Genomic DNA, 18,364 nt, shown 5'->3' on the forward strand with positions numbered 1-18,364 from the left:
GGGAACCTGTATGAGAGCGGACCGGTCCGCTGGCGCCGGCCTTGGGCTGGCGCTGCTGTCCGCTGCCACGTTCGGCACCTCCGGCACCTTCGCCCGGTCGCTGATCGATGCCGGCTGGTCGGCGGACGCTGCCGTGGCTGCGCGGGTCGGCGCTGCGGCGGTGCTCCTGGCCGTGCCCGCGCTGTGGGCGCTGCGCGACCGCTGGCACGTGGTGGGCCGGTCTCTGGGCAACATCAGCCTGTTCGGGCTGCTGGCCGTCGGTGGTGCGCAGGTCGGCTTCTTCAACGCCGTACGGTATCTGCCGGTCGGGGTGGCCCTGCTGCTCGAATATTCCGGCATCGTGCTGGTCGTGCTGTGGATGTGGCTCCGGCACGGCGAGCGCCCCCGCGGCCTGACCATCGCCGGTGCGGTGGCTGCCGGCGCCGGGCTGATCCTGGTGTTGGACCCCGCGGGTAACGGCGCGCGCGTCGACCCGGTCGGCGTGTTGTGGGGGCTGCTGGCCGCCGTCGGTCTGGCCGGCTATTTCGTCCTGTCCGCGCGGATGGACCCGCAGTTGCCGTCGATCGCCATGGCGTGTGGCGGCATGCTCAGCGGTGCGCTCATCCTCCTGCTGCTGGGCGGTGTGGGCATCCTGCCCCTGGAGGCGACCTTCGGCACTGTCGACCTGGCCGGGCACACGACGAGTTGGCTCGTGCCGGTCGTCGGCCTGGTGCTGGTGGCGGGCGTGGTGGCCTACGTGGCCGGCATCGCCGCGGCCCGGCTGCTCGGCGCGGCGCTGTCGTCGTTCGTCGGGCTCACCGAGGTGGTGTTCGCCGTGGTGATCGCCTGGCTGGTGCTGGGTGAGCTGCCGAGCGCGATGCAGGCGGCCGGGGGCGTGTGCATCATCGCGGGCATCGTGCTGGTGCGGCTGGACCAGCTTCGTCAGGCCGCCACCTTGCCGGCGGCCTCCGCGGTGCCGAGCCGCGCGGAGGGCTGAGCCGCCCGCGCGGGCGGAGTCCAGATCGGCGGTGGGCCCCACCAGATGATCCGTTCGCCACCGGAGGCTGTCGGCTCCTGCTCCGGTGGTGGCAGTGTCATCGCGGTGGTAGCAGGCGCGGTAGCCAGGAGGATGGCTGCGCCCACGGTGACCAGCCCGGCGATAGCCGCGGGCAGCTCCCAGCCGGACCGGACGGTGTCGCCGAGCAGCACCAACGCGACCGCCGACGGTGCCACCACCTCGGCCGTCCAGTGCACCGCCGTCACCGGACCGACCTGGCCCTTCTGCAGCGCGCAGGCGTACAGCGTCATGCCGGTGACCGCGAAGGTCAGGACGGCCAGGACCAGCGGCTCGGTGAGCAGGGCGCCCGGGTCCCCGGGCAGGGACCGGCCGGTCAGCGCGGCGCCGCCCAGGCACAGCCCGCCCAGCGCGGCGACCACGCCGGCCGGAGCCGTCCGGGCCGCGCCCCAGCCGATCAGCACCAGCAGCGCCGCGGCTATGCACAAACCCAGCCGCAGCCCACCGGTGGTGGTGACGTCATGCTGCGGCCCGGCCGACAGGGTCAGCACGGCCAGCGCGGTCATGCAGGCCACGACGGCGGCGACGTCGCGCCGCCGCAGCCGGGACCGCAGGACGAAGCGGGCAGCCAGCACGGTCACCGCCAACGAGCCCGCCAGGATCGACTCCACCACATAGACGGCCAGCTCGCGCAGGGCGATCATCGAACCGAGCCAGGCGAAGACGTCGCAGCCGATACCCAGCAGATACAGCGGGTGACCCAGGGTACGCATCGTGCCGGCGCTGCGCCGGGCGGCGACGGCCTGCAGGATCGAGGCGGCGCCGTAACTCAACGCCCCCGCCACGGTGATGGCGAGCGCGAGCCACGCCGCGGTGGTCATTCGCCGATCCGCAGCACGGTCACCGTGTCGTCGGCCCCGTTCGACACGTACGCGAGGCGGCCGTCCGGGGCGACGGCGATGGCCCGCGGGCTACCACCGACCCGTACCGTCGCCGTCTGCGCCCCGGTGACGCCGTCCAGAACGGTCACGGAGTTGTCGCCCTCGTTGACCACGTACGCATGCCGGCCATCCCCGGCGAACGCCACCGCCTGCGGCTTGTCGCCCACCGGCAAAGGCCCGGTGCGCCGCAGGGTCCGGGCGTCGATGAGGTCGGCGGTGCCCGCCTCGTAACCGGCGGCCAGCACGCGCGCGCCGTCCGGGGACACGGCGACGCTGTGCGGGGCGCGGCTCACCGGGATGGCGCGCAGCACCTTGCCGCTGCCCAGGTCGATCACCGCGACCGCGTTCGACTCGTGGCTGGCAGTGAAGGCGCGTCGGGCGGTGGCCGAGAAGGCGATCGCGTGCGGATTGGGCGGGACGGTCATGCTGCCATCGGCGCGCTGCGTGCCGCCGGTGGCGAACATCTCCACCCGGCCGCTGCTGTGAATCGGCACCCACAGCCGGTCATCGGGGCCCACGGCCAGCGTGAACGGCTGTCGGCCGGTGGTCAGGTAGCGCACGACCCGGCGGCTCGCGGCGTCGACGACAGCCACCCCGCTGCCGGACATGTCCTTCTCGTACAGGGAGACGTAGACGAGGCTGCCGTCCGTGGAGGTGGCGACGAAACGGGGCGTGTTGCGCAGCTTGACCGGGGTGACCCGCTGGGTGGCGGCGTCGACCACGGAAAGGATGCGAGAGTTCTGGTTGGCGACATAGACCGTACGGCCGTCGGGGGAGACGGCTACTCCCTCGGGTTCGGCGCCCACCGGGATGGTGCCCACGACAACCGGCTTGCCGATGCTTACCGCGCGCAGGGCCAGCCGCTCGGTCGGCACGATGAACGCGGGTGCAGGCGCCGCCTCTGTTCGTAATACCTGGGCGGTGCTGGGCGGCGGCGCGGCGACGGGTGACTGGCGGTCCGGAACCCGGGTGGTCAGGGCCACCGCGGCCGCCGCCCCGCCGAGCAGGACGAGCGCGGTGAGACCCGCGACCACCATCAGGCCACCCCGGCGCTTGCGGCGGGGCGGTGGAAGGACGGTGATCCGGGCCGCGGGGTAGGCCTCCACGCTGAGCACTGCGGCGATCTGGTCCGCCGGTTCGGGCGCGCGGACTTGGCCGGTCACCCGCACGTCGGCCCAGCCGGCCGAGCCGCGGACGGTGACCGCACCGTCGAGCCAGTCAGACGCCGGCCGCCACTCGATCTGCAGGCGCCGGCCGTCGAGCCTGGCTCGGAGGCCGGGTCCCGCGGCGGTGACGGTGGCCTCAGCGAGGGCGAGCGGAGGACCGTCGATGAGCACCTGCAGGTCGAGCGGTGGCGAGTCGGGCGGCACCTCGCCGAAGTCCACCCGGTCCGGGCTGATCCGGATCCCCGTTCGGCCCAGACTCGCGGCCGCCGCGGCGGCGACACTGCGACTGTCGTCTTCGGTGAGGCGGCCGAGGGCATGCCGCGCCGCGGACGCTACGGCGAGATCGGCGCTCGTGGCGAGCTGGGCCAGCTCGCCGACGCCGAGGAGCCGGGTGTCGCGGCTCGCGCTGGCGATCTCGGCCCGGACGTGCGGTGGCAGGTCGTAGTCACTCATGGTGCCCCTCGATCAGCATGCAGTGACCAGAGGGGCGGGCGAAACCCGTGGGGCCAGATTGGCACCTTTCTCAGCCCGTACGGTGGGAACTCAAGTCGGCACGGCCGCGGCCGATGGTCAGAGCAATCCCGACGGAAGGAGGGCCGATGCCCCGGCCGCGCTCCACGGCACCGGCCTGGCCGGTCCACGCGGGGTTTGTCGCCGTCCTGACCGTTGCCGGCACCTCCTACGCGCTGGCCGGTCCCACCGGGCGCCCACTCGTCTTCTTCCTGGTCACCGCGCTGCCGATGATCACGTTCCTGATCTCGCTCGGCAACGGCAGCCTGCCCGACCGTCGCCCGTGGACGCTCGCCGTGCTCGGGCTCGCGCTGCTGCTCGTGATTCCGTTGCGCTGGCCGGACTGGCTCGGTGGGCTGCACCTGGGCCGGGCCGAGGGATCGCTGACCGACCTGACCATGTCCACCGCGCACACGCTGTTCCTGATGGGCACCGCGGTAGCCCTGCGCCGGCGGGCCAGCGCGGACCCCGGCGGCATGATCGACGCCGCTCTGTTCGGCATCTGCGCCGGTGGACCGCTGTGGGAGTGGCTGGTCCGCCCGCATCTGCCGGACGGCGCCACCGCCGGCGGCCAACTCCTGCTGCTCGGCGACCTGCTGGTGCTCTGCGCGGTGGCCGGCTGCCTGCTGCGGATCGGCATGATGGCCGAGGCCGGGCGGGGCACGCTCGCCTACCTGATCGCCACCAGTGTGCTCACCCTAGCCGCGATGATCACTTCCGCGGCGCCCCCCGGCGGCGAGGCCCTCTGGAGCGCCGAGTTGCTGCTCGCGGCATTCCTGTGCATCGCCGCGGCACCACTGCATCCGGGGGCGTCGGCGCTGACCGTGCCGCCGCCCGCCGCAGCCCAGGCCCGCAAGCTGCGACTCTGGTGGCTGGCAGCCTCGCTCTGCGCCAACCCGGTGATTGCCGCGGTGCAGGTGATCCGCGGTGAGCAGTCGTCCAGCCTGCTGCTTCCGCTCGGCACGCTGCTCGTCGTACCCCTGGTGCTGGCCCGGATCCGGCTGCTGTCCACCCAGCGGGACCGGGCCGAGCGGACGTTGGCCTATCACGCCACCCACGACGAGCTGACCGGTCTGCACAACCGCCGGCACATCACCGCGGAAATCGACCGCGCCCTCGTCGACCTGGACCGTGGCGCCCTCGACGAGGTGACGATCCTGCTCTGTGACCTGGACGGCTTCAAACCCGTCAACGACCGGTACGGCCACCCGGCCGGCGACGCCGTGTTGCGTACGGTCGCGGCGCGGCTGACTGCGGTGGTCCGCGCTGACGACCTGGTCGGGCGGCTGGGCGGCGACGAGTTCCTGATCCTGTGCCGAGGTAGTGCCGGGCTGGATCCCACAGACCTCGCCGCGCGGATCGCCGAAACTGTCGCCACCCCGGTCGCCCTGCCGGATGCCACCGCTGCGGTCGGCGTCACGACGGGCGTGGCCCGCGCCCGCCCCGGCCAGGGCCTGACCCGCGAGGCATTGATCAGCCACGCGGACGCCGCCATGTATGCGGGAAAAGCCGGCCGGGGCCGCCCGTCGTCAACGCTTGAAGCGGTCCGACACCAGGCGTAGTTGGTGGGACAGGTGGGCGAGCTCGATCGCCGCCGACTCGGTCTGGTTTGCCGCCTCGTGCGTCAGGGACGTCGTGCCGGAAACCCGGCCGATGGAGCCGGAGACCGCCGCGGCGGACCGCTCGGCCACGTCGACATTGGCGACGATCAGGCTGGTGGCGCTGATCTGGGCGTCGACCGCGGTGGAGATGGACCGCTGCAGCTCGTCGATCCGGTCGATCACCTGGCTGATCCGGCTGATCGCCTCGAAGGCCTGGGCGGTGTCCGCCTGCATGGCCGTCACCTTGGCCGAGATGTCGCCGGTCGCCGACGCGGTCTCCCGGGACAGGTCTTTGACCTCACCCGCGACAACCGCGAAGCCTTTGCCCTGTTCGCCGGCGCGGGCCGCCTCGATGGTGGCGTTGAGGGCGAGCAGGTTCGTCTGCTCGGCGATGGCCGTGATGATGTTGACGACCGCCGATACCTCGTCGCTGGAGCTGCGCAGCCGCTCGATCATGCGGTTGGTGTTCATGGCCAGGTCGACAGCCTCCCGGGCCACCGCGTCGGCCTCGCCGACCGCCGAGGTGATGTCCTGGATGGAGGTGTCCAGCCCGCGCGCGGCCTCGGTCGTCTGCCCCACGCTCGTGGTGACCTGATCGATGTCCCGACTTGCCTCGGCCGCCTCCGACGAGGCCGTACCCGCGCCTTCGGAGAGGTGTCGGCTAGTCGCCGTCAGCTCTTCCGAGGCGGCCGCCACCGACGTCGCGTTGCCGCCGATCTCGGTGAGGGCCGTCCGCAACGAGTTGGTGATGGCCCGCAGGCTCTTGCTGAGGTCGGCGAGCTCGTCGCTGCCACCCAGGGTGGCGTCGTTTGTCAGGTCGTAGTCGGCGATGGACTGGGCCGTAGCCAGGCAGAACTTGACGCGTTGGGCAATCCGCCGGGCCAGCAGCATCGCCGCTCCGCCCAGCACGAGGGCGGCGAGGAGACCGGTGATCAGCGTCGCCCACTCAGCCCGCATCGCCAGCGATTCGGCATCCTTGCCGGACTGGGAAACCCGCTCGGTGAGCGAAGTCTGCAGCACGTCGATCGCCGTGGCGACCTTGGTGTCCACCGCGTCCATCGCGGGCCGCGCGGCCAGTGCCGCTGTCCGGGTGGGGTCGGAGGCAACCCGGCTGGCGAGCGTCACGATCCGCTGCCCGGATGCGATCAGCTCGTCCAGGACCGGCAGCACCGCGTCGGCCTGCGGCCGGAGCTCGGGCACGAACTTGATGACGTCGTCCAGCCCGGCGCGCGCCTGGTTGACGTTCTGGCCGAGCTTGTTCAGCACTTCCTGGCGCTCGGTCGCGTTGTTGGTGACCAGCGCGGCGAGCACGTTGCCACGGAACAGGGAGCGGGCCAGGTCGGCCGTCTGGACGGCCTGCAACGCGGACGCGGCGTTGCGCACGGTCAACTGCTGATCGGCAAGCGCGGAAGTCCCGGTGAACCCGATGACGCCGGCCGTGATGACGAGCAGAAAACCGACCACGGCGAGCGCGGCGATCTGCCGCCGGATGGTGAACGTCACGGTAACCCCCTCGGTTACACGGTATGACCATCGCGCGCATCCGGTGGCCGCTTCGACTCAGTTCGGTCGGCGACCTACCGAACAGGCAACTATGAGGCGACGTATCGTTTCCCTGCTGATCGCCGGGCTGGTCCTGGGCGCCGGCGGCTGCGGCAGCGGAGATTCGGAAACCGGTAAGCCCGTCGACCGCCTCGCCGAGGCGAAGGCCGCGCTCCCCGACTCGATCAAGCAGTCGGGCGTCCTGGTCGGCGGCACCGATCCGACGTTCGAGCCGATGACCTTCATGGACGGCGATAAATTCACCGGCCTGGACGTTGAGCTCGTGGAGGCGCTGGCCGCCAAGCTGGGATTGACCGTCAAGTGGCAGAACCTGGGCTTCGGTGACCTGCTCAGCAACGTGGAAGGCCACAAGATCGACGTGTCGATCTCCTCGATGTTCGACCGCGCCGAACGCCAGAAGCAGGCCGACTTCGTCAACTACCTCAACGCCGGCACGTCCATCGTCGTGCCGAAGGGCGTCGGCGACATCGGCGGGATGCCCGGCCTCTGCGGGCGGCGCGTCGCCGTGCAGCCCGACACCGTGTATGTCGAGATGGCGCAGGCCGCGTCCGACAAGTGCGCCGGCGGTAAGAAGGCCACCCTGGTCAGCAGCAACACCCCGTCCGCGACGGTGGCCAAGAAGTCCGCCGACGCGGCCCTCAACGACTTCCCGATCGCCGCGCTGGACGTCCAGAAGGACGCCACCCTCGAGCTTTCCGGTCCGCAGATCGAGGCCATTCCGTACGGCATCGGCGTCGCCAAGGACCGCAAGCCGCTGACCGCCGCGCTGCAGGCCGCCCTCTACTCGCTGATCAACGACGGCTCCTACGACGCACTGCTCACGAAGTGGAAGGTCACCGAGGGCGCACTGCGAACCGGCGCCATCAACGGTGGTGCCTGACCGCCAGGTGTGACCGTGAGCCAGGACACTAGAGCTCCTTTTGTACGCTGCGCGCGATGCGCGCGGTCGATGCAGTCCTGATTCTTCTCCTCGTGGTGGCTGCCATCGGCGGCTACCACCAGGGCTTTCTGCTCGGCACCCTGTCGATGGGCGGCTTCGCCGCGGGTGCCCTGGTGGGCGTGCAGGCCGGTCCGCTGCTCGCCGACCGGGTCGGCTCCGGCATCCTGCGCGTCGTCGTGTCCCTGGTGACCATCCTCGTGCCGGCCGCGATCGGCCAGTTCCTTGCCTCGCGATACGGCCTCCGTCTGCGCGCTCGCGTCCGCGGCGACCGGGAACGCCGGATGGACGCCATCGGCGGGGCGGTGGTCTCGATTCTTGCTGTGCTCGTCGTCGCCGCCCTGATGGTGGTGCCGGTGCGGTCGTCTGTGCCGCCGTGGCTGGACCGTGAGCTGCGATCCAGTGCCATCTTGGCCGGCACGAACGCCCTGTTGCCCACGCCGGCCCGCGAGCTGTCCGCGGACCTGGCGCGCGCCCTGGACGCTGACGGGCTGCCCACCGTGTTCCACGGCCTCGACCGCATCTCGGCGGCCGAGGTCGCCGCCCCGAACCCGACCCTCGCGGACCTGCCGATCGTCGCCTCCGCCCGCCGCTCGGTGGTCAAAATCCGGGCCACCGCGGGCACGGCGGCAGGCTGCGGGCGCGGATCGGTCGGCTCCGGATTCGTGTACGCCCCCGAACGCGTCCTGACCAACGCCCACGTGGTGGCCGGCGCCGGCGAGGTGCACGTCCGGTCCGGGCGCCGCGACCTGGTGGCGACGGTGGTCGCCTTCGACCCGGCCCGGGACGTCGCCGTGCTGGCGGTGCCCGGCCTCGACGTGCCCGTCCTGCCGTTCGCGGCGGAACCGGTGCGCTCCGGCGCCGACGCCATCGTGCTGGGCTTCCCGCTGGACGGCCCGTACGACGCCCAGCCGGCCCGCATCCGCAGCGTCGGCGACGTGGCGGGGCCGGACATTTACGGCACCGGGGCGGTGGACCGCGAGATGTACGCCATCCGCACCCTGGTGCGCGGCGGCAACTCCGGCGGACCGCTGCTGTCACCCGGCGGAACGGTCCTCGGTGTCGTTTTCGCCGTAGCCGATGAGGACGCCGGCACCGGGTTCGCCCTGACCGCGACCGAGATCGCAGGCGTGGCCCGGCGCGGCGCGGAGCGGTCGACGCCGGTCGGCACCGGCGCCTGCCGCCGGTCGCCGAGCTGACGGCTAGCTGATCGGGGTCCAGACCGGGAACTTCGCCGTGCGGTGGTCGCCGGAGGATTCCCCGCGGAGCCGGCGGTTGATCCAGGGCAGCACATGCTGCCGGTAATAGCGGGCCTCGCCCAGCAGCCGGCGGTTGTCGGCCCGCGCCGGGTCGGCCACGTGCGCGGCGGTGGGATGACCCATCGCGGTGAGGATCAGCCCGGCCGCGCGCTGGTGTCCGGCCGCGTTCAGGTGCAGCCGGTCCGGTGACCAGTAGCCCGCGCCGCGGATCTCCCGGTCGTTGAAGACGTCGGCGAAGTCGACGCCGTGCCGGGCGGCCACCTCACGCAGTGCGGCGGTGAGCATGTCACCGCGTCGGCGCATCACCCGGCCGAACGGCAGCCGCTCGGACGGGTCGGCGCCGCTGATCAACACCAGGCGGACACCCGCCTCGGCGCAGCGGACCACGGCTCGCTCGGTGAGCCCGATGAGCCGGCTCATGTCGCCGCCGGGCCGCATCATGTCGTTGCCGCCACCGTTGAGGGTGATCAGCGTCGGGGCCGGAGTGAGGGCCAGCGCCGCATCCAACTGCCCGGTGACGATCGGCTCGAGCAGGCGCCCACGGATCGCCAGGTTGGCGTACTCGACCGCCTCGTCCTCGGCGGCCGCCAGCCCGGCGGCGACCCGGTCCGCCCAGCCGCGCACCGACCCGTCCGGCAGCTCGTCGCCGAGCCCCTCGGTGAAACTGTCGCCGATCGCCACGTACCGCATTCGATCGAGGGTAGACCGGCGGGGGATACTGGGCCATGACCGCCCGCAGGGTTGTGAGCATGCTCGCGGTGGCGGCCCTCGCCGCCCTCGCCGTCCGGCACCGCACCGCCGTCGCCGCCGTGCCCCGCGAGCTGCGACATCCGGTCCTCTATCTGCCACTGCACCTGGGATCGGCCACGCTGGCACTGGCTCGGCGCCTGCCCTTTCCGGGTGCCAGGATCCGTGCCGGAGTGCACATCGAGCAGCGGTTGGTGCCCGGCAGTCCCGACTCGCCGCCGGTCGGCGTGGTCACCTACCGGCGGGCCGGGAGTGCCGGGACGGGTGGGGCGTTGCTGTGGATCCACGGCGGCGGCACGGTGCTCGGCACCCCCGCCATGGGGCATGCCTGGTGCAGCCGAGTCGCCGCCGAACTGGACGTGCTCGTCGTGAGCGCCGACTATCGCCTCGCGCCCGAGCATCCGTACCCGGCCGGGCTGGACGACTGCTGTCGGGTGCTGCGCTGGCTGCACGAGCATGCCGCGGAGTGGGGCGTGGACCCGGCCCGGGTGGCGGTCGGCGGCGACAGCGCGGGTGGCGGCTTGGCGGCGGCGCTGGCCCAGCGTGCGTACGACACCGGCGTGCCCGTGCGGCTTCAGCTGCTGGTCTACCCGATGCTCGACGACCGTACGGTGCTGCGTGGCAAGCCGGACCACCCGGGTTTCGTCTGGACGGCGCCGTCGAACCGCTTCGGCTGGACCTCGTACCTGGGTCGTTCACCGCAGGCCGATGACGACCGCCCGTACGCCGCGGCCGCGCGCCGTCCGGAGCTGGCCGGCCTGAGCCCCGCCTGGATCGGGGTGGGGGATCTGGACATCCTGCACCGCGAGAACGTCGCCTACGCCGCACGGCTGCGCGCCGCCGGCGTGGACTGCGACCTGCGGGTGGTGCCGGGCATGTATCACGGTGCTGATGCGCTGCTCGACGGCCGGGAGCCCAGCATGACCGCGTTCCGCGCCGCCATGCTGGAGGCGCTCCGGGCGGCCCTCACCGGCCCCGCCGCTGCCGACCCCGGTCCCGAGGTGCGGCCGCAGCCGTCTTGTACGTGACCAGCGGCACCGTCGTGGCGATCGGCGTCGCCAGCCCGTGCTCAGTGAGATCACCGACGACCTGTTCGATGCGCTTGTACGCCGTCGGCGCCTCCTCGAACAGCAACTGCCGGTCGCCGCACACCACCAACGAGCCCACCGGCGTCCGGCGTAGCTCCTCGACGGTGTGCTTGGCCTTGCCCCGGCGCAGCGCATCGGCCCGGGACATCTTGCGCCCGGCACCGTGCGCGACGGAATGCCCCGCCTCCGGCCCGGCGTGCGTCGCGACGAGGAAGGAATGCGTGCCGCGTGTGCCGGCAATCAGCACGTCGCGTCCGTCGCCGCGGGCCGCGCCTTTGCGGTGCAGGTAGCCGCCGTCGCGGACTTCCACCGAGTTGTGGCATTCGTCGACGATCGGCGCGGTGGGTTCGGTGCCCAGTGCATAGGCGATCCGGGCCGCCATCAACCGCCGATTGAGCGAACCCCAGCGCACCGCCTCATCGTGGCGGGCCAGGTAGGCCGCCGGGTCGGGGGCCGGCCCCGCGCCGTGCACTTCGGTGTGGTCTCGCAGGATGCGTTCGCCCAGGCCGCGGGACCCGCTGTGCACGATGAGCACGAGGTCGCCAGCGGCCAACCCGAGCCGCTCTGCGTGGTCCGCGGCGAGGACAGCGTCGACGCGGGCCAGTTCGGCGAAGTGGTTGCCGCGGCCGACCGTTCCCAGGCCTTCGGTGTGCCCGGCGGGAATGTCGCCGGAGACCGCGGACCAGGCCGGGTCGTCCGGCTCCGGCGGGTGGTCCAGGTCGGGGAAGCGGGCGGCGAGTTTTCCGGGTACGGGCCGCTTGAGCCGCATCGGGAACACGGCGATCCCGCAGCCGATGTCGGAGCCGACCAGGAACGGGTACAGCACGCGCGAGGTCATCGCGGCACCGATCGGGGCGCCTTTGCCGGGATGCAGATCGGGCATGCCGGCGACGTGGATCATGCCGTCGAGCGCGGCCACCTGGTGGCACTGCGCCACCGCGTCGGACTCGATCCAGCTGGCGGGAGACGCGAACACGGTGACCGTGGCGCGCGGGGACTCGGACAAGGACGTGCTCCTACAGACGGGTACGGCAACCGGCGGGGCCGGTGAGTGGCGGGAATGCGGGTCGCGGGGTATCCGTCAGTACGTCATGGCGACCACCTTGGCGCAGGCGTCCGCGACCGGCAACCGGATTACCAGCGAGGCGTTGACCGGTCGAGCCGGCTGCCTGTCACACCGACTCCAGTAGATGGCCCGCGTCGAGGTGCTGCAGGAGCCAGCGGATGTGCGCCCGGGGATGACGGAGGCAGCACGCGGCCCCGCTGCTCGTGACCTCATGGGCCACCCGCAGAAACAAGCGGGCGCCCGCGATGTCGCAAAACTCCAGGCCGGCCACGTCGATGACCACCCGCTGGACCGGGCGCCGGCCCAGGACCGTCTGCAGGCGGGCCGACAGCGCCGGAGCGGTGGCGCAGTCGAGATCACCTTCGAGCGTGATGGTCAGGCAGCCACTCGCCGGATCCGACGTCGCCGTCATGCGTGGGCTCGGCGGGACAGTCGTGAAGAAGCAAGAACTGATCCCGCTCATCTGCGGCGCGCCCACGGATGCAGGGTGGCCCACACCATCTTCCCTTCAGGGGTGGGCAGCGCGCCCCACACCGTGGCCGCAGCGTCGACCAACTGCAAGCCATGACCGTCCGCCGACGAAGGCGGCAAAACCTCCGGCAACCGCAGCGGCGCCGGCGTGGCCCGCGGCGCCGGCGGCTGCGGCAGCCGCGGATCACCATCCGCCACCACCAGGTGAATGCCGGCGCTGCGGCGAGAAACCAGCACGGTCATCGGCGTACGGGCGTGCAGCGCCGCGTTCGCCACCAGCTCGGAGACCACCAACCGACTACGATGCAGCAACGTCGGCATTTGCCACTGTGCACAGAGCTCGGTGACCAGCGCCCGTGCCTCACTCGCGGCCTCCACCTCGCCCGGCAAGTGCAGCCGCCGCCGCGACGAGGAACGCCGCGAGCCGTACGAGTCCGCGCGAGCCTGATCGACGGTGAGACACACCGGCAGGTAGCGGGGCGCGCCGATCCGGCGCAGCCGATCCACCAGCACCGTGTCGGTGGACGCACACACCAGCACCCGGACGGGCGGATTCATCGCCTGGCCGACCCGCCGCGCCGCGAGCCAGGCGGGCAGGCTCGCGGCGTGCGGGTCGTACATGCCCTGCAGGTCGATAATCAGTGTGGCGGGATGCTCGCTCATGCACTTCTTCAGCGTGCGATGCGCCTCCGCGCCCAGCGACCGATCCCAATTTCCGTGTACGGCCATGACGACCGTCTCGGTCTCGATATCTGCGCTGACGGTCAGCATGCGCAAGTCACGGACGTCGAAGTGGCCGTACCCATGAGAGGGCTCACGTCACACCAACGGTTGCAGCCGCAGGCAAGTTACGGCTCATCACCCGATCAGGGGAATAATCTCCTGCTCCTCGTAGTCAAGATGCCGGTCCAGCGCTGCGGTGAGCTCACCGACCCGGGCCGCCAACGCATCCTTGCCAAGACCCGGATCGCCGAGCACCTCTTGCAGCTGAGCGAGCAACACGGCGATCTGGTCATGCTCGGCCCGCAGCCGGTCCAACACCGGCTCCAGACCCGGCCGCTGCACACCCGGAAACATCGCCCGGTCCTCCATCGTGTGGTGATGCTGCAGGCCCTGACACACGGTCAGGCAATTGACCCGCAGCTGAGCACCGAGCACCGAACCCGACCGGGCAACCTCATCCCGGATCACCTGCAACTCCCGCCGAAACGCGTCGTGGATCAGCTTCAGCGCGCCGCCCATCGAGCTCGCATTCGGCCGCGGCGGCCCGGGTACGGCAGTCAGCGCGACCACCGGCAGCACCCGTGTCGTCTTAGCCTGATAGTCCGCCCAGCCAGGGTCGCTCTCCGCAGCCCGGGCAAACAGTCGGTCCCGCTCCGATCCGCTGAGGACAGTCGCCGTAGCCGCATAGGTGAAGGCGCCGTCCTCGACGGTCACCTCCGGCTCGGCCAGCAGATTGTGATACCAGGCTGGATGGTGGTGCGCCCCGGCAGCGGAGGCGATCACGAGCACCCGCTCGCCACCGTCCGGCAAGTAGCCGAGCGGAACAGTGTGCGGGCGGCCAGACTTTCGCCCCGTCGTGGTCAGCAGCAACAGCCGGGCGCCTTCGAACCAGCCGCCGACGCGGCCCTCGTTAGCCCGGAACTCCTCGATGATGGGGGTATTGAAATCGTTCGGCATTCTCAACTCTCGGTAGATCGATGTGGCAGTGCTGTCCGACCTTCGCGTCGTGGCCCGTTCGCTGGGCGGTGGGCCCGGCGAGCAGCACGGCGGCCCGCTGGGGCGTAGGCTTCGCCCGCTGCGTTGCCGTGGTTGTTCCTCCACGCCGGTGCCGCGACTGTCGCCACTGGGTGCCCCCGAACTGGTCGAGCCGGTCGACAGAGCGTCGCTGTGGCGATTCGCCACCGACGTGGGTTGCTGTGGGCGGTTCGCCGCCGAGTGTCGCCGGCAGTGAGCCGGTCATTCAGGGCGTGCCGCGGCCCCTTCAGGGCGTGCCCCAGCGCGAGGGCCCAGCAAGTGCAGTGGGCCCAGCAAGTGCAGTGGGCCCAGCAAGTGCAGTGGGCCCAGCAAGTGCAGTGGGCCCAGCAAGTGCAGTGGGCCCAGCAAGTGCAGTGGGCGCACGCGAGTGCGGCGGGCAGTGGCGGCGGGGCAGGGCGAGTGCGGCGGGGCGCGGGCGGCGGGCAGCGCCCGGGGCCGCCCGGCGGTCACGCTTCGGCCGGGTGCCCTACTCGGTAATGGCGCAAGGCCGACCCGGCAGTCACGGGCAACACCGTAGCAGCCGGACGGCCTCGCGCGGATACCCGACTCGTCGGCTCCCGACGTGCCCGAACGCGCTCATACTGCTACCCACCCACCAGCCGCAATCGTCCTCGGAGGCAGTCATGCGGCGACTTCGGATCTGCACCGTACTCATCATGCTGGTTGCGCTGACCGGCGCCGGCTCGGCAGGCGCCGCGGTGCCTCGCGCGGCCGCGCCCTACTGCGGGATCACCTGGGGGAGCCTGCCCAAAGCGGGCGGGAGTCTCAGTGTGAACTCGCTTCTGCGAGTCACCACGAGCCGCCAAGAATGCTACGACCGCACGGTGTTCGAGTTCACCGGCCCCGCGAACGGCTATCGGGTCGAGTACCTGGACGCGGTGCTGACCGGCGGCGAGGGGCTCGACGTCACGCCGTACACCGCCGGCGACGCGCACCTCGGCGTCACGTTGCTGGCGCCCGTCTACACGACCGGCGGCACGATCACTTACGACCGCCGGCTGGGCGATCACGCGGTCACCGCGCTGAGATACACCACGCTTCGCGACCTGCTGTACGCCGGCAGCTTCGAGGGTTACACCACGTTCGACCTGGGCGTACGCGCTCGGCTGCCGTTCCGCGTGACGGCGGCCACCGGCTCGGACGGGCACGGCCGGATCACCGTCGACGTCGCCCACCGCTGGGAGTGACCCCAGACGTGGCTGGAGGTGTCCACCACAACTGGCACCTCCAGCTGCGCCAAACTTCACCGGAGCGCGTTTCCGAGCCGGAGGCTGGGCTGTGGCGGGCTTCAGCGCCGCACGTCGTAGGCCCGTGGCGGGATCGGCGTAGGCCCGTGGCGGGATCAAACCGGATCAACAGCGGTGGAACTCGGAGTTACGTCGACCGTAAGTTCAGCAGTTCATTGTGGGCGGCTCAGGAATGCGATCACTGGTGGCGGTTAAATGTTTTCCTCGAGAATTTCACGCACCTGAGAGAACATCCGGAAGATCTCCACCCGCCCATCGAGGAAACCCATCCGATAATCCGGTCCGGTCACCGGATCCTGTGACCGTTCCGCGTCCCGGCACCCGGCCAGCGCATCGTCCCGCCCGGCCGAGTACGCCTGCAGCGAGTCATCCACAGAATTCTCCCCGGTTGCCACAATTCCCATCCCTCCGCGCCGATCCGCGCGCCAATGTCGCACGGCGCGCCAGAGGTCGGCACCGGCTGTCTACCCGACCCCGCCCCGACCGATCCGGCAGCCATTACACCGTCGGTGATCAATCGCTCACGCGAATCGGCCGCGGCGGTGCCTCACTTCCACAGAGGGTGCTGCGTTGATGGCGGTGGGTCGCCGATGTCACCGCCGGACAGTCCTGCGGTGCCGCCAGCCGAAAGCAAGGATCTGTGGGGCGACGGTCCGGACCTGGGCTTGGTCGCCGGGTCGGGCAGGAGCCGCCGCGGGCGTTGCGGGGCCCCCGTACGCTCGCCCGCCTGGGCGCCCGGCCCGCCCCGGACCGGCTCCGGCCGTTCGCCACCGGCGCCGGCATCCGGGTTGCGGCTGCCCCGGCGTAACCGGGCGTAGCCGCTACGGGCGATGCGGACACTCGCGGGCCCGCCCGCATGGGCCCAGCGTCGCTGCGCGGTGGGAAGTCCAGCTCGACTGCGTGGGCCGTGACCTGGTTTGCGTGTTGCGGGAGCGGATGAGCCGCCAGCCCAGCTCACCCGTCGGGAAGGGGTGAGCTGGGCTGGTGCGGCGCATCAGAAGTCGAAGAGCGGGCCCGTCTCGCGCAGCATTTCGCAGCGGTTGGAGAAGGTTTCCGTGTAGCGGACCGGGCGGCCCTCCCAGATGCCGACAGCGCTTGCGGTGACCGGCTGGTATTCGCGGGTGCAGGCGCCGTTGGGGTCCACATCGAGCGAGGCGATGCGGCCGTTGACGCTGGCGACGGTGGCGCAGGCAGCGGCGGCTCGGGGGTGGGCTCCGCCGGCCGGCTGGCAGGTGAGCAGCGCCATGCTGACGTCGGTGCCGTCCTGGGCGGCCACCGTGAGGGCCAGCTGGGACGGGACGCGGGCCGCGGCGGCGGGGCCGGCGGTCGCGGCGAGGATGCCGGCGCCGGTGGCACAGGTGGCGAGCAGGGTGAGGGCGCCGCGCGTGAATGCGTTCATTGCTTTTTTCCTCCTAGGGTGGTCCGTTGTGCGGACCTGATCGCCCGGCCTTCGTGTGGCTCGGGCCGTCGACGAGCCTAGGCGCCCATTGAGTCATTCCAAGAAACGATTTGTTGCATTTCTTGGGGCGACCTGTGAACGGTGAAAAATGACATAACAATGACCGTCACGACAATGACGTACGGGCGATCGCGCGCTCGGTCAGACTGCCCAGCCACAGCGTGTCGCCGTGTTGCCGCACCCCGGTCGCCATCACGTAACGCCCGGCCGGGCCGTGCAGCGTACGCACAATGGCGCCTTCTCCATCGACCAGCGCGGCAAGCGTGTACGGCACTGGCTGGGGCTGCAGCCGCGCCGGCAGAACGGCCGCAATCCGCCGCACCGCAGGGTGTGGCAGTAACCGCTCGGCGAGGGCGACCCGTGGGCTGGCGAGCGCCACCCAGTAGGTCCCGTCGCCCACTGGGGACATGTTGTCCGGGTACGCGGGCAGGTCGCGGAGCTCTCGTACTTTGCCGTCCGGGAGCGACAGCCGCATCAGTCGGTGGGTGACCGTTTCGCAGAACAGCAACGCGTCCTCGTCGGGGGTGAGTGCCACCCCGTTGGGGAAGTGGAACCCGGTGGCGACCACCTCGGTTTTCCCGGTGCCCGGGTCGTAGGCGCAGATCCTCCCGTTGGGCTGGTGCTCCAGCAGGTCCCGCCGCCAGTGCGAGATCGGGAACCGGTTGGAGCTGTCGGTGAAGTAGACGACTCCGTCGCGTGCCACCGCCGCGTTGTTGCAGACCAGGATGCGGCTGCCGCCGGCTCGCCGGGTGAGATCCGAGATCGTGCCGTCGGCGGTGACCCGCAGCAGCCCGCGGTAGGCGTCGCAGACCACGAGTGCGCCGTCCCGCGGATCGATTTCGATGCCGAGCGGCCGCCCACCCGTCGTGCAGAGCAGGCCCGGGGTTGTCTTGCCGGGCGCGAAGCGCCAAATGCCGCCGTCTTCCGTACCCGTGTAGATGCTGCCGTCCGCAGCGACCGCGACGTCTTCGGGCCCGATGCCGCCAACGGGCAGCAGCTCGACGTCGTCGAGCCGGGTGTCGGTCGCCGCCCAGTCACCGGTCAGCGGCGGAGGCGTGGTGGCCGGCAGTTTCGCGGGTCGGATCAACCAGGGCGCGGGAGGGCGGGGAACAGTCATTCCTTCATCCTTGAGAAGACATCAACAAACCTCAACCTTCGGTACGCAGTACTTCCCGCGCGAGGCCGCGCCCCCGCTGTGGCTGCAGACCAGAGCGTGGACGACGACTCCGAGCTGATGGCGGTCAGCTTCACCGTCGACGTGGCCGAGCGCACCCTGAGCGGCCCCGACTGGCAGCAAATCTCTACTGAGGATCTCGGCGAGCCGGTCGGCCGGAGCGTGGTCCTGGACCGCGGCAGCGGATTCGTCGCCCGCGACCTCGGGTCAGAGCTGCCGAAGCCGGTCTGTGCCGCAGCACTGGTCGGGCTGCTGCCTCGCCCCCGGACCGATCCGGCGGCATGGCTACATGGACCGGCCGAACACCCTGCCCGCCGTCACCGCCCCTTCACTGCAACCGACAAGATCTCCCTGCCTCAGTGCCTCGCCCCAGCCTCCTAACA

General features: G+C 71.3%; 19 protein-coding genes. 8 read left to right on the plus strand and 11 right to left on the minus strand.

The genetic code is table 11. From position 1 onward, the window contains the following. Positions 1-10: 10 nt before the first annotated feature. Positions 11-976, plus strand: coding sequence for an EamA family transporter (locus ACIA1L_RS07430; protein ID WP_396071655.1), 966 nt, complete (start codon positions 11-13; stop codon positions 974-976). On the opposite strand, the gene ACIA1L_RS07435 is transcribed toward ACIA1L_RS07430, so the two are convergent. Together ACIA1L_RS07435 and ACIA1L_RS07440 are read right to left on the minus strand one after the other, a co-directional pair. Further along, positions 922-1,875, minus strand: a complete 954-nt coding sequence (locus tag ACIA1L_RS07435; protein WP_396071656.1) for a hypothetical protein — start codon at positions 1,873-1,875, stop codon at positions 922-924. The genes ACIA1L_RS07430 and ACIA1L_RS07435 overlap by 55 nt on opposite strands. Further along, complete coding sequence (locus ACIA1L_RS07440; RefSeq protein ID WP_396071657.1) at positions 1,872-3,554, minus strand: YncE family protein; 1,683 nt, start codon at positions 3,552-3,554, stop codon at positions 1,872-1,874. Before ACIA1L_RS07440 ends, ACIA1L_RS07435 begins: the two co-directional genes overlap by 4 nt. Positions 3,555-3,700: 146 nt before the next feature. Here ACIA1L_RS07440 and ACIA1L_RS07445 point away from each other — a divergent pair, with 146 nt between their 5' ends. Continuing rightward, positions 3,701-5,173: a diguanylate cyclase domain-containing protein gene (locus tag ACIA1L_RS07445; protein ID WP_396071659.1), complete on the plus strand. Its 1,473-nt coding sequence runs from the start codon at positions 3,701-3,703 to the stop codon at positions 5,171-5,173. Here ACIA1L_RS07445 and ACIA1L_RS07450 read toward each other — a convergent pair. Continuing rightward, positions 5,141-6,715, minus strand: coding sequence for a methyl-accepting chemotaxis protein (locus tag ACIA1L_RS07450; protein ID WP_396071660.1), 1,575 nt, complete (start codon positions 6,713-6,715; stop codon positions 5,141-5,143). The genes ACIA1L_RS07445 and ACIA1L_RS07450 overlap by 33 nt on opposite strands. Before the next feature lie 91 nt (positions 6,716-6,806). Here ACIA1L_RS07450 and ACIA1L_RS07455 point away from each other — a divergent pair, with 91 nt between their 5' ends. Next, positions 6,807-7,655: a transporter substrate-binding domain-containing protein gene (locus ACIA1L_RS07455; RefSeq protein WP_396071661.1), complete on the plus strand. Its 849-nt coding sequence runs from the start codon at positions 6,807-6,809 to the stop codon at positions 7,653-7,655. Between the two features lie 56 nt (positions 7,656-7,711). Continuing rightward, entirely contained in the window at positions 7,712-8,911 is a 1,200-nt protein-coding gene (locus ACIA1L_RS07460; RefSeq protein ID WP_396071662.1) for a MarP family serine protease, read from the plus strand. A 3-nt stretch (positions 8,912-8,914) separates the two neighbouring features. Here ACIA1L_RS07460 and ACIA1L_RS07465 read toward each other — a convergent pair whose 3' ends face one another. Continuing rightward, positions 8,915-9,661, minus strand: a complete 747-nt coding sequence (locus tag ACIA1L_RS07465; protein ID WP_396071664.1) for an SGNH/GDSL hydrolase family protein — start codon at positions 9,659-9,661, stop codon at positions 8,915-8,917. Positions 9,662-9,720: 59 nt separating this feature from the next. Between ACIA1L_RS07465 and ACIA1L_RS07470 the strand changes: the two genes are divergently transcribed. Next, positions 9,721-10,746 (plus strand): alpha/beta hydrolase, encoded by a 1,026-nt coding sequence (locus tag ACIA1L_RS07470; RefSeq protein WP_396071665.1) that lies wholly within the window; start codon positions 9,721-9,723, stop codon positions 10,744-10,746. On the opposite strand, the gene ACIA1L_RS07475 is transcribed toward ACIA1L_RS07470, so the two are convergent. From ACIA1L_RS07475 to ACIA1L_RS07490, 4 genes are all read right to left on the minus strand, one after another. Then, on the minus strand, positions 10,685-11,812 hold the full coding sequence (locus ACIA1L_RS07475) for an RNA ligase RtcB family protein (RefSeq protein ID WP_396071666.1): 1,128 nt from the start codon (positions 11,810-11,812) through the stop codon (positions 10,685-10,687). The genes ACIA1L_RS07470 and ACIA1L_RS07475 overlap by 62 nt on opposite strands. Before the next feature lie 166 nt (positions 11,813-11,978). Continuing rightward, positions 11,979-12,284: an STAS domain-containing protein gene (locus tag ACIA1L_RS07480; RefSeq protein ID WP_396071667.1), complete on the minus strand. Its 306-nt coding sequence runs from the start codon at positions 12,282-12,284 to the stop codon at positions 11,979-11,981. Positions 12,285-12,331: 47 nt separating this feature from the next. After that, positions 12,332-13,114: an ATP-binding protein gene (locus ACIA1L_RS07485; protein ID WP_396071668.1), complete on the minus strand. Its 783-nt coding sequence runs from the start codon at positions 13,112-13,114 to the stop codon at positions 12,332-12,334. Positions 13,115-13,201: 87 nt separating this feature from the next. Further along, the gene (locus ACIA1L_RS07490) at positions 13,202-14,023 is read right to left on the minus strand and encodes a nitroreductase/quinone reductase family protein (protein WP_396071669.1); all 822 of its coding nucleotides are present in this window, start codon (positions 14,021-14,023) and stop codon (positions 13,202-13,204) included. A gap of 734 nt (positions 14,024-14,757) precedes the next feature. Between ACIA1L_RS07490 and ACIA1L_RS07495 the strand changes: the two genes are divergently transcribed. Then, positions 14,758-15,288 carry a hypothetical protein gene (locus ACIA1L_RS07495; protein WP_396071671.1) on the plus strand — a complete coding sequence of 177 codons (531 nt, stop codon included), beginning with the start codon at positions 14,758-14,760 and terminating at the stop codon, positions 15,286-15,288. Positions 15,289-15,539: 251 nt separating this feature from the next. On the opposite strand, the gene ACIA1L_RS07500 is transcribed toward ACIA1L_RS07495, so the two are convergent. After that, positions 15,540-15,722: a hypothetical protein gene (locus ACIA1L_RS07500; protein ID WP_396071672.1), complete on the minus strand. Its 183-nt coding sequence runs from the start codon at positions 15,720-15,722 to the stop codon at positions 15,540-15,542. Positions 15,723-15,988: 266 nt separating this feature from the next. On the opposite strand from ACIA1L_RS07500, the gene ACIA1L_RS07505 reads away from it, so the two are divergent. Next, entirely contained in the window at positions 15,989-16,156 is a 168-nt protein-coding gene (locus ACIA1L_RS07505; protein ID WP_396071673.1) for a hypothetical protein, read from the plus strand. Between the two features lie 186 nt (positions 16,157-16,342). Here the strand turns inward: ACIA1L_RS07505 and ACIA1L_RS07510 are convergent, their stop codons facing one another. Together ACIA1L_RS07510 and ACIA1L_RS07515 are read right to left on the minus strand one after the other, a co-directional pair. Continuing rightward, positions 16,343-16,747, minus strand: coding sequence for an SSI family serine proteinase inhibitor (locus tag ACIA1L_RS07510; protein ID WP_396071674.1), 405 nt, complete (start codon positions 16,745-16,747; stop codon positions 16,343-16,345). A gap of 166 nt (positions 16,748-16,913) precedes the next feature. Further along, a complete protein-coding gene (locus ACIA1L_RS07515) occupies positions 16,914-17,924 on the minus strand; it encodes an SMP-30/gluconolactonase/LRE family protein (protein ID WP_396071675.1) in 1,011 nt (336 codons plus the stop codon). A gap of 96 nt (positions 17,925-18,020) precedes the next feature. Between ACIA1L_RS07515 and ACIA1L_RS07520 the strand changes: the two genes are divergently transcribed. After that, positions 18,021-18,362 carry a hypothetical protein gene (locus ACIA1L_RS07520; protein WP_396071676.1) on the plus strand — a complete coding sequence of 114 codons (342 nt, stop codon included), beginning with the start codon at positions 18,021-18,023 and terminating at the stop codon, positions 18,360-18,362. Positions 18,363-18,364: the final 2 nt, after the last annotated feature.

The sequence above is a fragment of the Actinoplanes sp. NPDC051859 genome, assembly GCF_044452725.1.
Classification (GTDB): domain Bacteria; phylum Actinomycetota; class Actinomycetes; order Mycobacteriales; family Micromonosporaceae; genus Actinoplanes.

Bases quoted from the DNA above. Each gene is read 5' to 3' on its own strand.
- ACIA1L_RS07510 (WP_396071674.1), bottom strand. From the start codon at position 16,747: ATGAACGCATTCACGCGCGGCGCCCTCACCCTGCTCGCCACCTGTGCC.
- ACIA1L_RS07485 (WP_396071668.1), bottom strand. From the start codon at position 13,114: ATGCTGACCGTCAGCGCAGATATCGAGACCGAGACGGTCGTCATGGCC.
- ACIA1L_RS07465 (WP_396071664.1), bottom strand. From the start codon at position 9,661: ATGCGGTACGTGGCGATCGGCGACAGTTTCACCGAGGGGCTCGGCGAC.
- ACIA1L_RS07455 (WP_396071661.1), top strand. From the start codon at position 6,807: ATGAGGCGACGTATCGTTTCCCTGCTGATCGCCGGGCTGGTCCTGGGC.
- ACIA1L_RS07495 (WP_396071671.1), top strand. From the start codon at position 14,758: ATGCTGGTTGCGCTGACCGGCGCCGGCTCGGCAGGCGCCGCGGTGCCT.
- ACIA1L_RS07470 (WP_396071665.1), top strand. From the start codon at position 9,721: ATGCTCGCGGTGGCGGCCCTCGCCGCCCTCGCCGTCCGGCACCGCACC.
- ACIA1L_RS07440 (WP_396071657.1), bottom strand. From the start codon at position 3,554: ATGAGTGACTACGACCTGCCACCGCACGTCCGGGCCGAGATCGCCAGC.
- ACIA1L_RS07490 (WP_396071669.1), bottom strand. From the start codon at position 14,023: ATGCCGAACGATTTCAATACCCCCATCATCGAGGAGTTCCGGGCTAAC.
- ACIA1L_RS07445 (WP_396071659.1), top strand. From the start codon at position 3,701: ATGCCCCGGCCGCGCTCCACGGCACCGGCCTGGCCGGTCCACGCGGGG.
- ACIA1L_RS07435 (WP_396071656.1), bottom strand. From the start codon at position 1,875: ATGACCACCGCGGCGTGGCTCGCGCTCGCCATCACCGTGGCGGGGGCG.
- ACIA1L_RS07515 (WP_396071675.1), bottom strand. From the start codon at position 17,924: ATGACTGTTCCCCGCCCTCCCGCGCCCTGGTTGATCCGACCCGCGAAA.
- ACIA1L_RS07480 (WP_396071667.1), bottom strand. From the start codon at position 12,284: ATGACGGCGACGTCGGATCCGGCGAGTGGCTGCCTGACCATCACGCTC.
- ACIA1L_RS07460 (WP_396071662.1), top strand. From the start codon at position 7,712: ATGCGCGCGGTCGATGCAGTCCTGATTCTTCTCCTCGTGGTGGCTGCC.
- ACIA1L_RS07430 (WP_396071655.1), top strand. From the start codon at position 11: ATGAGAGCGGACCGGTCCGCTGGCGCCGGCCTTGGGCTGGCGCTGCTG.